We start from the raw sequence: 12,890 nt of genomic DNA, 5'->3' as shown, positions 1-12,890 counted from the left end.
ACCAATTTAGCTGGCCAGGCTGGGAGACCACTCGCGCGGGCCGTGTATTTCCTCAGATGAGTACGCGCTCGCCGTCCACCTGGCGCATGTAGCGTGCCCGGCGTGGATCACGCCCCTCGCCCTCGCCCCCTCGTCATCGCGCATCGCGGAGCCAGCGGCTACCGCCCCGAGCACTCCGCCGCCGCCGTGCGGCTCGGCTTCGCGCAGGGCGCGGACGCCGTCGAACCCGACCTCGTCGCGTCCTCCGACGGCGTGCTCGTCATCCGGCACGAGAACGAGCTGTCCGGCACGACCGACGTCGCCGACCGACCCGAGTTCGCCGATCGCCGTGCCGCTCGCGTCGTCGACGGCGTCGAGCGCACGGGCTGGTTCACCGAGGACATGACGTGGGCCGAGATCCGCACGCTGCGCTGCCGGGAGCGGGTGCCCGCGGCCCGGCCGGACAGCGCGGCCCACGACGACGAGGAGACCGTGCTCTCCCTGCCCGACCTGCTGCGGATCATCGACCAGGAGTCGACGCGCCACGGACGCCCGCTCAGCATGGTCGCGGAGATCAAGCACGCCACGCACTTCGCCGCGCTCGGCATGCCGCTCGACGAGCTGCTCGCCCGCGACCTCCGCGAGCACGGCTGGTCGGACGACGCGTCGCGCCTCACGATCGAGTCCTTCGAGCGGACGGCGCTCCTCGGCGTCCGGGCGCACGGCATCGCGGCCCGGCTGGTGTACCTCCTCGAGGGGCGCGGCGCGGCGATCGACGAGGTCGCGCGTCACGGCGACTCGGCCGTCACGTTCGAGGACCAGCTGACCGACGCCGGTCTGGCGGCGCTCGCCGCGGAGGTGGACGGGATCAGCGTGGGCGTCGAGCGCATCTGCCCGGCCGACGGCTTCGGCTCCGCTGACGAGGCCGCTCCCGTGTCCGACCTGGTCGAGCGCGCTCACCGGGCCGGACTGTCGGTCTTCACCTGGACGCTGCGCCCCGAGAACGCGTTCCTGCCCCGGTCCCTCCGCGGGCCCGGTGCGAAGTCCGCGCACGGCGACTTCGGCACGCACTGGGGCCGGCTCCTCGACGCGGGTGTCGACGGCGTCTTCGTCGACCACCCGGATCTCGCGGTCCGGCTCGTGGGGGAGCGGGCCGCGGCCGCGGGGAGCTAGGGCTCTCCGCGCCGGCACGGCCCTGCGTCCGCGCCGGCGCTCGTCTCCGCACCGGCGCCCGTCTCCGCGTCGGCGCCCGTCTCCGCGTCGGGGGCAGCGCCTAGGATCGATGCCGACATGAGTTCCGACCCCGCCGCCATCTCCCCCTCCAGCACGCCGATCATCCTCGACGGCCGGTCGGGTGCCGCCGGGGGGTCGGGCGCTCCGGAGGATCCGCTGCTGGAGGGCCTCAACCCGGAGCAGCGGGAGGCCGTCGTCTACCGGGGTCCCGCGCTGCTCATCGTCGCGGGCGCCGGTTCCGGCAAGACGCGCGTGCTCACGCACCGCATCGCCAGCCTCATCGAGTCCCGGGAGGCGTGGCCGAGCCAGATCCTCGCCATCACCTTCACGAACAAGGCCGCCGCCGAGATGCGCGAGCGCGTCGAGTCCCTCCTCGGGCAGGCGTCCGAGGGCATGTGGATCTCCACCTTCCACTCCGCGTGCGTGCGCATCCTCCGACGCGAGGCGGAGGCCTTCGGCTTCACGCAGAACTTCACCATCTACGACTCCGCGGACAGCCGCGTGCTCATCAAGCGGATCATCAAGCAGCTCGACGCGGACACGCTCGGCTTCACCGTCTCGTCGGTGTCGGGCCGCATATCGAAGCTCAAGAACGAGCTGTCGGACGCGGACACCTTCGCGCGCACGGCGAACTTCAACGATCCTGCCGAGGCCATGTTCGTGGAGATCTTCCGGCAGTACACGCGCTCGCTCGCCTCCGCCAACGCCTTCGACTTCGACGACCTCATCGGCCAGACGGTCTACCTCTTCCGCGCCTTCCCCAAGGTGGCGGCGCTCTACCAGCGGCGCTTCCGGCACGTGCTCGTGGACGAGTACCAGGACACGAACCACGCGCAGTACTCCCTCATCCGCGAGCTGACGCGCGCCGTCGCCCCGGAGGACGTGCCCGTCGACACCCGCATGTCCACGAACGGCATGGGCGGGATCGACGGGGCCTCGCTCACCGTGGTGGGCGACAGCGACCAGTCGATCTACGCCTTCCGCGGCGCCGACATCCGCAACATCACCGAGTTCGAGCGCGACTTCCCGCAGTCGAAGGTCGTGCTCCTCGAGCAGAACTACCGGTCGACCCAGAACATCCTCACCGCCGCCAACGCCGTCATCTCGAACAACTTCGACCGCAAGGACAAGAAGCTGTGGACCTCCATCGGCGACGGCGACAAGATCGTCGGCTTCACGGGGTACTCGGGGCACGACGAGGCGCAGTTCGTCGCCGACGAGATCCAGAAGCTGCATGAGGAGGGCACCGCCTACTCGGAGATCGCCGTCTTCTATCGGACCAACGCGCAGACGCGAGCGCTCGAGGAGATCCTCATCCGCTCGGCCGTGCCCTACCGGATCATGGGCGGCACGAAGTTCTACGAGCGGGCGGAGATCAAGGACGCCATGGCGTACCTGATCGCCGTCGCCAACCCCGCGGACGTGCTGGCGCTGCGCCGCATCCTCAACACCCCGAAGCGCGGCATCGGCCCCGCCACGGAGACGGCCCTCGCCAACTTCGCGGAGTCGCACGGCGTCACCTTCCGGGAGGCCATGCGCCGTGCGTCCGAGCTGGGGCTCGGGCCCAAGGTGACGCAGGCGATCCTCACGCTCTCGCGCATGCTCGACGAGGTCGCGCTCCTAATGGACCCCGAGCGGCCCGAAGGACGGACGTCCGTCGGCGACCTGGTGACCACGCTGCTGGAGAAGAGCGGCCTGGTCCAGGCGCTCCGGGCCAGCAAGGACGCGCAGGACGAGGCCCGCGCGGAGAACGTCGAGGAGCTCGTCGCCGTCACCAAGGAGTTCTCGCGCAACAATCCCGAGGGCCAGCTGGTCGACTTCCTCACGGAGGTCTCGCTCGTCGCCGCGGCGGATGAGCTCGACGACTCGAGCGGCACCGTGTCCCTCATGACCCTCCACACAGCGAAGGGCCTGGAGTACGACTCGGTCTTCCTCACCGGCGTGGAGGAGGACCTGCTGCCGCACCGCATGTCGGCCAACGAGCCCGGCGGCCCGGCGGAGGAGCGGCGCCTGTTCTACGTCGGCATCACACGAGCCCGTCGGCGCCTCTTCATCTCCCTCGCGATGACGCGGGCCCAGTTCGGCGAGGTCAACGTCGCCATGCCCAGCCGGTACCTGCAGGAGATCCCGGCCGAGCTCATCGACTGGAAGCAGTCGCCCGGCATGGCCACATCGCGCGGTGGCACCCAACCGCGCGCCCTCAACGCCCGGCGGGAGGGAGGCGGGTACGGCGGTCGCTCGCGCTCGTCGAGCGGCTTCGAGGATCCGGCGCTGCCGCCGCCACCGCGACCCAAGACCCAGTGGGCCAACACGGTCACCGGCCAGGTGCGCGACAACGGCGACCTCGAGCTCGCGTTCGGCGACCGCATCCGCCACACCGACTTCGGCGACGGCCGTGTCACGGGCGTCACGGGCGAGGGACGCAAGCGCATCGCCGAGGTGCAGTTCGACGGACCGGCCGGTCGCAAGCGGCTGCTCATCAAGATCGCGCCCATCGAGAAGCTCTAGCCGGGGCTCGACGGCGGCGGCCGGCGTGACGTACGCCGATGCCGGCGGCTCCCAGCGCACCGATCGCGGTCGCGGCGCATGCGAGCGGCAACGCGCCCATCCGCTGCGTCGCACCGGTTCCCGGCAGGTCGATCCCCGGCCCTCCTCCCGTCATGGCCAGCTGGGAGCGCGCGGGCGATGCGGGTACGGCGACGGAGGGCGGCGGGCCCGCATGGAAGGTCTCGCTCACGTGCGCCGTGTGGTCGGCGAACGGCGCGATGGCTGCACCGTCCGCGTCTCCGGCGGGACGCCCAGGACTGTCGAGGACGGCGACGTACCACCCGGGCGAGAGGACGCGCATGCAGGGCGTGGTCGCATCCCCGTCACCGGACACGGCGACGTCGGACTCCGGCCCGCCTGAGGTGCCGCCCTCGGGGACGACCACCGCCTCGCCCTCGGCGGGCGCGGCCGCGAACGGACCCGCGAGGCGGATGCGCACGGGGACGGGGCCCACCCCGACGAACGACGTCGCGTGCAGCGTGTCGGTCTGGCAGCTGCCCGTCGCGATCTCCGACGCCCCGATGGTCGTCGTGATCCGCGGCGGCTGCGGGACCTGCGTCGTCTCGGTGGATGCGCCGAAGGTCGACTGCCAGGGCAGGACCCGTGCCCGCCCGGCTGGCACGGCCGTGTCCTCGGGTGAGATGGACTCCACCCAGGTGTAGAAGCCGCCGGCCGCGAGGCGGCAGGCGGGCGAGGTGTAGTCCCCCGGGCCGTGGTCGATGCGGGTCACGACCTCGCAGACCTCCGGGGCGCCGGCGGGGACGTCCTCGCGCTCGGGTCCGACCTGCTCCGTGAAGGGGCCGAGGAGCCTGCTGCGGACGGTGACCGGCACGGGCACCAGGGCCCCGTCGCCTCCGCGGGTCAGCCCCCAGCCAGCCGAGGTCGCCGGTCTCCCGTGATCGGCGGCCGCCGCGGGATCCGCGGACACCTGGAGCGAGTCCGTCAGCTCGTCGCCGACGGACGCCACGGCGCGTGAGGTGCGCGTGACGACGCGCGGGGCGAAGGGGAGCGGGCTCGGCGCCTGCGCGTCCGCCCGCGCCTCGGCTCGGGCGTCCGCGGGTCGGGCCAGGATCATCCGCTGCGACGCGCCGTCATCGCCCACCGCGTCGAGGGCGTCGCCGTACGGGAGGGAGGAGAAGACGGCGCTCGCCGTCACGTGCAGCGCCGCCGACGATCCGGTCGCCCGCAGCGGCACCGCTGCGCCGTTCGCCACCTGCGCGGTCGTGCTCCCGTCGTCGAACACGGCGCCGTCGAGCGTGACGGTGCCGGTCTCGGACCCGGCCGGCACGTCCGCGGGCCCGCCCGCCACGAGGTCGGCCCGCAGGTCGACGCGCACGGACCCGCGCCCGTCGTCGCCGAGGGCCACCGTCGCGGACGCGGACACCGAACGCGACGCGCGAGCGGCCGTCTCCGCCAGCATGTCGCGCGCGCGGGACTCGACTGCGCCCGCGTGATCGCCGGCGCGCGCCGCGTACCAGGCGAGGTCGTGCGCGCCGAGGCCGGTGATGCTCCACGTGGCGAGCTGCCCCGCCGCGGCGGTGTCGGGATCCGCGGATCCGGCCCAGCGCCTCGAGATGTAGGCGAGCCGTGCCCGGTCCTCGGGTGACGCACCCGCGTCATCGACCGGGGAGTACGCGTGGCCGGGCGGCGCGGCGAGCCCGACGTCGATGCAGAAGCCGAGCCGCCCGTCGTCCATCCGGTACGAGCCCAGCCATCGGCCATCCGGCGCCGATGCGTAGCCGACACCGTGCGAGACCGCGCTCAGGGCCTGCGCGGGCGGCACGGCGCTCGCTGCGAGCCCGAACGCGAGGCCGACGCCGGCGAGCGCCGACACGAGCCGTGCGATGCGCGGACGAAGGGGCGGGCGGTCATTCGTGGATCGCGCTGAGGAGGGAGAGGGGTGTGGTTCCGAGGGGTTCCGTGTCATGGCCGCACAGTGCGGGTCGAGCGCGGCGCGGCTGCGCGCAGGTCGGCGAGCCGGGGACGGGATCCGCGGCCGTGCGCCTGTGCAGGAGCGGCCGGGCGACGGCTACCCGGCGTCGCGGCGGAGGTACCTGCGGGTGACGATCGTGCGCGGCGCCTCGCGGACGACGCGCGGCAGCACTCGGTACACGGCGAGGACGGGGGTGAGGAGGCGCGCGTGGCGGCGCTCGATCCGCGCGTCCCACCGCATCCCGAAGCCGGCCCGGATCCGCGGCGGCAGGAGCCCAGCCGTCACCAGCGCGAGGAGCGGCATGAACGCGCGGACCGCCGCCGGTGCGCCGCGGCCCTCCAGCAGGGTCCGGGCGATCCGACGCGCATCCGCCGTCGGCTCGAGCGTCCCGATCCGCTCGTCCCAGTAGGCGCGGAACGCCGCGCGGTCCTCGGGCCACATCCCCTCCGGCACCTGCAGCGCGGTGCCGAGGACGGCGTATTGGCGGTGGATCCTGTCGGCCGACTCCTCGGGCAGCGGTCCGAAGCAGAGCTCGAACATCGTGATCGCCGACTGGTACACCGTCGCCGCCACCCAGAGCTGCAGCTCCGGGTCGTAGGCGGAGTAGGCCGGCGCGGAGCCGTCCACCGCGGGCACCGCCGACCGGACCGGAGCGTGCGCGCGTCCGACGATCCGCCGTGCGCGCGCGACTTCCTCGGGGGAGCCGAACACCACGGCGTAGATGTATCCGAGCGTGCCCTCGAGCCGGTCGAGCGGGCGCGTCGCGAAGTCGCTGTGCTCCGCGACCCCGCGCGCGACGGACGGGTCGGCGACCTGCAGCAGGATCGCCCGCGCTCCCGCCGCCAGGAGGATGCCCTCGCCCGCGATGTCCCGGATCGACCCGGCGCGCCGGCGCGCGGGATGCGTCCTCGGGCTCATCCCGCCAGTCTCCCTCCCCAGGGGGCATCGGCGCACGGCCGCTCCCCACCCGGGGCGGCCGACCCGCGACCCGATAGGCTCTCCACGGTCGTCGACGCGGCGGGCCGGCCCACGCAGGTGGGCGGCGGGCGCGTCGACCAGCCGCAACACACCGGGTGCCGCCGCCAGACGGTCGTGGCACCGCAGCCTCGAACGACGCACATGACCGCCGAGCGCGGGTGCGGATGGGATGACACGCGTGGATCTTTTCGAATACCAGGCCAGGGACCTCTTCGAGTCCTACGGCGTCCCGGTCCTCCCGGGGATCGTCGCCGACACCGCCGAGGAGGTGCGCGCCGCGGCCGAGAAGCTGGGCGGCACCGTGGTCGTGAAGGCGCAGGTGAAGACCGGCGGCCGCGGCAAGGCCGGAGGCGTCAAGGTCGCCCAGAGCGCCGACGCGGCGTTCGAGGCCGCCGAGGGCATCCTCGGCCTCGACATCAAGGGCCACACCGTGCACCGCGTGATGGTCGCGGCCGGCGCCCGCATCGCGCAGGAGTTCTACTTCTCGATCCTCCTCGACCGCGCCGAGCGCTCCTACCTCTGCCTCGCCAGCTACGAGGGCGGCATGGAGATCGAGGAGCTCGCGGTCACCCGGCCCGAGGCGCTCGCCCGCATCGAGATCGACCCGGTCGCCGGCATCGACGCCGCGAAGGCCGAGGAGATCGCCCGCGCCGCCTCGTTCCCCGAGGAGCTCATCGCCAAGGTCGCGCCGGTCTTCGAGCGCCTCTGGTGGGTCTACCGGGACGAGGACGCGACGCTCGTCGAGGTCAACCCGCTCGTCCTCACGGAGTCGGGCGACATCATCGCGCTCGACGGCAAGGTCACGCTCGACGAGAACGCCGGCTTCCGGCACGAGGGTCACGCAGCCCTCGAGGACGCGGCCGCAGCCGACCCGCTCGAGGCGAAGGCCAAGGAGTCGGACCTCAACTACGTGAAGCTCGACGGCCAGGTCGGCATCATCGGCAACGGCGCGGGTCTCGTCATGTCCACGCTCGACGTCGTCAGCTACGCCGGCGAGCAGCACGGCGGCGTTCGTCCGGCGAACTTCCTCGACATCGGGGGCGGAGCGTCGGCCGAGGTCATGGCCGCCGGCCTCGACGTCATCCTCGGCGACGAGCAGGTCACGAGCGTCTTCGTCAACGTCTTCGGCGGCATCACCTCGTGCGACGCGGTCGCGAACGGCATCGTCGGCGCGCTCGACAAGCTGGGCGACGCCGCCACCAAGCCGCTCGTCGTCCGCCTCGACGGCAACAACGTCGAGGAGGGCCGCCGCATCCTCGAGGAGCGCGCCCACCCGCTCGTCACCGTCGTCGGCACCATGGACGAGGCGGCCGACAAGGCCGCCGAGCTGGCCGCCGCTTAACTCCCGAGAGAGAACAGGAACAGATAGATGTCGATTCTTCTCGACGAGAACAGCAGGATCATCGTCCAGGGCCTCACCGGCTCCGAGGGCACCAAGCACGCGGGCCGCATGCTCGCGTCCGGAAGCAAGGTCGTCGGCGGCGTCAACCCGCGCAAGGCCGGCAGCACGGTCACCATCGAGGGCGTCGAGCTCCCGATCTTCGGCTCGGTCGCCGACGCCATGGCCGAGACGGGTGCCGACGTGTCGGTCATCTTCGTCCCGCCGGCCTTCGCCAAGAGCGCGGTGGTGGAGGCGATCGACGCGGCCATCCCGCTCGCGGTCGTCATCACCGAGGGGATCCCCGTCAAGGACTCCGCCGAGTTCTGGTCGCACGCCAAGAGCACGGGTGGGAAGACGCGCATCGTCGGCCCGAACTGCCCCGGCATCATCAGCCCTGGCAAGTCGAACGCCGGCATCATCCCCGCCACCATCACGGAGGCCGGCCCCATCGGCCTCGTGTCGAAGTCGGGCACGCTCACGTACCAGATGATGTTCGAGCTGCGCGACCTCGGCATCTCGACCGCCATCGGCATCGGCGGCGACCCGATCATCGGCACCACGCACATCGACGCCCTCGAGGCGTTCGAGGCCGACCCGGAGACGCGCGCCATCGTCATGATCGGCGAGATCGGCGGCGACGCCGAGGAGCGCGCGGCCGAGTACATCAAGGCCCACGTCACCAAGCCGGTCGTCGCGTACGTCGCGGGCTTCACCGCCCCCGAGGGCAAGACCATGGGCCACGCCGGCGCCATCGTCTCCGGCGGCAGCGGCACGGCCCAGGGCAAGAAGGAGGCCCTCGAGGCCTCCGGCGTCAAGGTCGGCAAGACGCCGACCGAGACGGCGAACCTCCTCCGCGAGGTCTTCGCCGCCCTGTAGCGGCGCGGCGCTCGCGAGCGCACGACGACGGCCCGCATCCCCGGTGGATGCGGGCCGTCGTCGTGCCCGGGTCCTCCCCATGCGGATCGGCCCGCCGATGCCCCGGCGCGCCCGGCGCCGGACGGGTCGCGCAGGGCGCGGCCGGTAGGGTCGTCGAGGCATGAACCGACACGCAACCGCCCTGTTCGCGGCACTCGAGGCGCTCCTGGTGGTGGGGGTCGGCGTCGCCCTGCCCCTCGTGCCGCTCACCGCGCTGTGGGCCGGCCAGTACGACCTGCAGATCGACTGGGGCGTCTTCGCGCGCACGGCCGTCGACCTGTGGCTCCTCGGTCACGGCGTGCCGCTCACGGCGTCGCTGGATCCGTCGCTCGCCTCGTCCCTCGGCCTCCCGGGCGTCGACGCGCCGTTCGCGCTCACGCTGGCGCCCCTGGGATTCGCCCTCCTCACGCTCCTCCTCGGTATCCGCGCCGGCCGCCGCATCGTCGAGACCGACCACCCCGGCGTCGGCGCCGTCTCCGCTGTGGCCACCACCGCCGTGCTGTCCCTCGGCCTCGCGCTCTCGGCGCAGCATGAGGGCGTCGCCCCGGCCGTCGGGCGCGGGGCGATCCTGCCGACGCTGGTCCTCGCCCTCGGCCTCCTCGTCGGCGGGATCGCGAGAGCCGATCGAGCGAGGGCCCGCAGGTGGTGGGCATCCCTGTCGTCCGGTCGCGCGGCCGGCGCCATCCGGAGCGCCCGCGACGCGTTCGACCGCCTCCCTGGCGGCGCGGCCTCCGTGGCGGCGACGGCCGTCCGCGGGGGAGCGGCCGCGGCCTTCGGGGTCGTCGCGATCTCCGCGGTGATCGTCGCGGTGCTGCTCGGCCTCCAGTACGCGACCGTCATCACCCTCTACGAGACGCTGCAGACGGGGATCGTCGGCGGCGTCGCCCTCACGCTCGCGCAGATCGCGCTGCTGCCGAACCTCGTGATGTGGGCGGCGTCGTGGCTCATCGGCCCCGGCTTCGCCCTGGGCACCGGGTCGTCCATCTCGCCGCTCGGCACGACCGTCGGCCCGATCCCGTCGGTGCCGGTCCTTGGGGTCCTGCCACAGGGGGCCTTCGACCTGGGCTACCTCGGCATCCTCGTCCCGGTCGTCGTGTCCTTCGTCGCCGCGGTCGCCCTGTCGCCGCGGGTCGCCCGCATCCCCGAGCCCGAGGCGCGCCGCTGGCCGTGGTTCCTGGTCGCGGGCCTCGGCATGGGACTGGTCGGCGCCGCCGTGCTCTCCTTGCTCGCCGTCCTCTCCGGCGGCGCCGCCGGACCGGGGCGCCTGGCCGACGTCGGCCCGGCAGGCGGGTGGATCCTCCTCGTCGCGTTCCTCGAGATCGGCGTCGCGTCCGTGGCGGGCATGTTCGTCTCGGGTCTCATGGCCCCCCTCGTCCGGCGCAGCCCCGAGGGACGCGGATAGGCTGTGCGCGTGCTCAACGTGGTCGTCCTCATCTCCGGCAGCGGGACCAACCTCCACGCCCTCCTCGAGGCGGCCGACCACGCGGGATACCCGGCGCGCGTCATCGCTGTGGGAGCCGACCGCGACGCCGACGGCCTCCGCTTCGCCGAGGAGCGCGGCATCCCCACCTTCACCGTGCCGTTCGCGAGCTTCCCCGATCGCGCCTCGTGGGGCGACGAGCTGGCGGCGGCGATCGCCGGCTGGGAGCCCGACCTGGTGGTCCTCAGCGGATTCATGCGGCTCCTGCCGCCGCGCGCCGTTGCCGCCTTCGCGCCCCGCATCGTCAACACCCATCCGGCGTACCTCCCGGAGTTCCCCGGCGCTCACGCGGTCCGGGACGCCATCGCCGCCGGGGCCTCGAGCTCCGGGGCGTCCATCATTGTCGTCGACACCGGCGTCGACACCGGACCGGTCCTCGCGCAGGAGCGCGTGCCCGTGGAACCGGACGACACCGAGCACACCCTGCACGAGCGCATCAAGGTCGTGGAGCGCAGGCTCCTCGTCGACACGGTGCGCGCGATCTCCCTCGGCACCATCGACCTCAAGGAGCTGTCCCCGGCATGAGCGGACCCCGTCACGACCCGTCCCTGTTCCGCGATCGCGACGGGATCGAGGTGGCTCGCGCCCTCGTCTCCGTCAGCGACAAGACGGGGCTGCTCGAGCTGGCCGCTGCGCTCGCGGAGGCCGGGGTCGAGATCGTCTCCACCGGATCGACGGCCAGCACCATCGCGGACGCGGGCTTCCCCGTCACGCCGGTGCAGGACGTGACCGGGTTCCCGGAGGCGCTCGACGGACGCGTCAAGACCCTGCATCCCGCCGTGCACGCCGGCCTCCTCGCCGACCTCCGGCTCGAGTCGCACGAGGTGCAGCTGGCGGAGCTCGGAATCTCGCCGTTCCAGCTCGTGGTGGTGAACCTCTACCCGTTCGTGGAGACGGTGGCGTCGGGAGCCCCCGCGTCGGACGTGATCGAGCAGATCGACATCGGCGGTCCCGCCATGGTGCGCGCATCCGCGAAGAACCACGCGAACGTCGCGATCGTCGTGTCCCCGTCGAGCTACGACGAGGTGATCCAGGCCGTGCGCTCCGGGGGGACCACGCTCGACCAGCGGCGTCGCCTCGCGGCTGCCGCCTTCGCGCACACGGCCGACTACGACCGCGCGGTCGCGGAGTACTTCCGGTCGGCCGTCGTCGGCGACGACGCCTCCGGGGACGACGCTCCGGGGTGGCCCACCAGCTGGGACGTCGCGGGCGAGCTCGCCCAGGTGCTCAGGTACGGCGAGAACTCCCACCAGGACGCGGCGCTCTACCGACGGCCGGACGGCGCGGGCATCGCCCAGGCGGTGCAGCTGCACGGCAAGGAGATGTCCTACAACAACTTCGTCGACGCGGATGCGGCCGTCCGCGCCGCCTACGACTTCGCGGAGCCGGCCGTCGCCATCATCAAGCACGCGAACCCGTGCGGCATCGCCGTCGCGGCGCCCCGGGCGGTCGACGCGATCGCCGCCGCGCACCGCAGCGCGCACGACTGCGATCCCGTCTCGGCATTCGGGGGAGTCATCGCCGCGAACCGCGCCGTCACGCTGGGGATGGCGGAGACCGTGAAGGAGATATTCACCGAGGTCCTCGTCGCGCCCGGGTTCGACGACGACGCGCTCACGCTGCTGAAGACGAAGAAGAACCTGCGGCTGCTGACGCTCCCGGAGGGGTACCACCGCGAGCTCCTCGAGGCGCGGCAGATCTCGGGCGGTTACCTGGTCCAGTCCGGTGACGCGTTCCCGACCGACGGCACTCGCCTCTCGGCGTCGTGGACGCTCGCGACCGGGGAGCCCGTGGACGAGCAGACGCTCGCGGACCTCGAGTTCGCGTGGAAGGCCTGCCGGGCGGTGAAGTCGAACGCGATCCTGCTCGCCCACCACGGTGCGTCCGTGGGAGTGGGCATGGGGCAGGTCAACCGCGTCGACTCCTGCCAGCTGGCGGTGCAGCGCGCCGGCGACCGGGCGTCCGGATCGGTGGCGGCGTCCGACGCGTTCTTCCCGTTCGCCGACGGACTGCAGGTCCTCCTCGACGCCGGCGTCCGGGCCGTGGTGCAGCCCGGCGGATCCGTGCGCGACGAGGAGGTCGTCGCGGCCGCTCGCGCCGCTGGCGTGGCCATGTACTTCACGGGCGAGCGCCACTTCTTCCACTGATGCCCGCGGCTGCGGTCCCACGGGGCCGCAGCCGCGCCGCCCGCGGCAGGTCGTCGCGACACGCCCGGGATGTGGGTGGTTTTGCGGGGGTGGGGTGGTCCGCGTAATGTCTCCTCTTGTCGCCGGAACGGGCGGGGAGCTGAGAAGCTTCCGGAGCTGTTCTGGTGGTGGTGATCCTGGTGAAACAGAAGTTGCCGTGGCCCTGAAGGGTTGCGTGTTTACCATCAACTGAGCTAGGATCTGATTCTGCTTCCGACGTGAGTGCTGGGCTGTTTGGTCTGGATCACTCCCACGGGG

Annotated in this window: 9 protein-coding genes; 7 read left to right on the top strand and 2 right to left on the bottom strand. The window is 72.8% G+C overall.

Annotation, left to right across the window (positions count from 1 at the left end):
* Window positions 1-93 precede the first annotated feature (93 nt).
* Window positions 94-1,152 (top strand): glycerophosphodiester phosphodiesterase family protein, encoded by a 1,059-nt coding sequence (locus tag KYT88_RS13275; RefSeq protein ID WP_043584280.1) that lies wholly within the window; start codon window positions 94-96, stop codon window positions 1,150-1,152.
* 117 nt (window positions 1,153-1,269) lie between these two features.
* Window positions 1,270-3,720 carry an ATP-dependent helicase gene (locus KYT88_RS13270; protein ID WP_043584279.1) on the top strand — a complete coding sequence of 817 codons (2,451 nt, stop codon included), beginning with the start codon at window positions 1,270-1,272 and terminating at the stop codon, window positions 3,718-3,720.
* Here KYT88_RS13270 and KYT88_RS13265 read toward each other — a convergent pair.
* Both KYT88_RS13265 and KYT88_RS13260 read right to left on the bottom strand, forming a co-directional pair.
* Window positions 3,692-5,593, bottom strand: coding sequence for a hypothetical protein (locus KYT88_RS13265; RefSeq protein WP_237583680.1), 1,902 nt, complete (start codon window positions 5,591-5,593; stop codon window positions 3,692-3,694). The two genes, KYT88_RS13270 and KYT88_RS13265, sit on opposite strands and share 29 nt — an antisense overlap.
* A 195-nt stretch (window positions 5,594-5,788) precedes the next feature.
* Window positions 5,789-6,610 carry an oxygenase MpaB family protein gene (locus KYT88_RS13260; RefSeq protein ID WP_043584275.1) on the bottom strand — a complete coding sequence of 274 codons (822 nt, stop codon included), beginning with the start codon at window positions 6,608-6,610 and terminating at the stop codon, window positions 5,789-5,791.
* 238 nt (window positions 6,611-6,848) lie between these two features.
* On the opposite strand from KYT88_RS13260, the gene sucC reads away from it, so the two are divergent.
* From sucC to purH, 5 genes are all read left to right on the top strand, one after another.
* Window positions 6,849-8,012: an ADP-forming succinate--CoA ligase subunit beta gene (gene sucC, locus KYT88_RS13255; RefSeq protein WP_043584273.1), complete on the top strand. Its 1,164-nt coding sequence runs from the start codon at window positions 6,849-6,851 to the stop codon at window positions 8,010-8,012.
* Window positions 8,013-8,039: 27 nt separating this feature from the next.
* A complete protein-coding gene (gene sucD / locus KYT88_RS13250) occupies window positions 8,040-8,927 on the top strand; it encodes a succinate--CoA ligase subunit alpha (protein ID WP_043584272.1) in 888 nt (295 codons plus the stop codon).
* A 160-nt stretch (window positions 8,928-9,087) separates the two neighbouring features.
* Entirely contained in the window at window positions 9,088-10,368 is a 1,281-nt protein-coding gene (locus tag KYT88_RS13245; protein WP_043584271.1) for a cell division protein PerM, read from the top strand.
* 9 nt (window positions 10,369-10,377) lie between these two features.
* Window positions 10,378-10,971 (top strand): phosphoribosylglycinamide formyltransferase, encoded by a 594-nt coding sequence (gene purN / locus KYT88_RS13240; RefSeq protein WP_043584384.1) that lies wholly within the window; start codon window positions 10,378-10,380, stop codon window positions 10,969-10,971.
* Entirely contained in the window at window positions 10,968-12,593 is a 1,626-nt protein-coding gene (gene purH / locus KYT88_RS13235; protein ID WP_043584267.1) for a bifunctional phosphoribosylaminoimidazolecarboxamide formyltransferase/IMP cyclohydrolase, read from the top strand. The genes purN and purH overlap by 4 nt, the downstream gene beginning before the upstream one ends.
* Window positions 12,594-12,890: the final 297 nt, after the last annotated feature.

This window comes from Clavibacter sp. A6099 (genome assembly GCF_021919125.1).
Classification (GTDB): Bacteria; Actinomycetota; Actinomycetes; order Actinomycetales; family Microbacteriaceae; genus Clavibacter; species Clavibacter seminis.
The sequence above is the reverse complement of the archived record's forward strand: the minus strand, read 5'-3'. Positions and strand labels throughout refer to the sequence as shown.

Coding starts and splice junctions, on each gene's coding strand:
- KYT88_RS13270 (WP_043584279.1), top strand. CDS start 1,270: ATGAGTTCCGACCCCGCCGCCATCTCCCCCTCCAGCACGCCGATCATC.
- KYT88_RS13245 (WP_043584271.1), top strand. CDS start 9,088: ATGAACCGACACGCAACCGCCCTGTTCGCGGCACTCGAGGCGCTCCTG.
- purH (WP_043584267.1), top strand. CDS start 10,968: ATGAGCGGACCCCGTCACGACCCGTCCCTGTTCCGCGATCGCGACGGG.
- KYT88_RS13260 (WP_043584275.1), bottom strand. CDS start 6,610: ATGAGCCCGAGGACGCATCCCGCGCGCCGGCGCGCCGGGTCGATCCGG.
- sucD (WP_043584272.1), top strand. CDS start 8,040: ATGTCGATTCTTCTCGACGAGAACAGCAGGATCATCGTCCAGGGCCTC.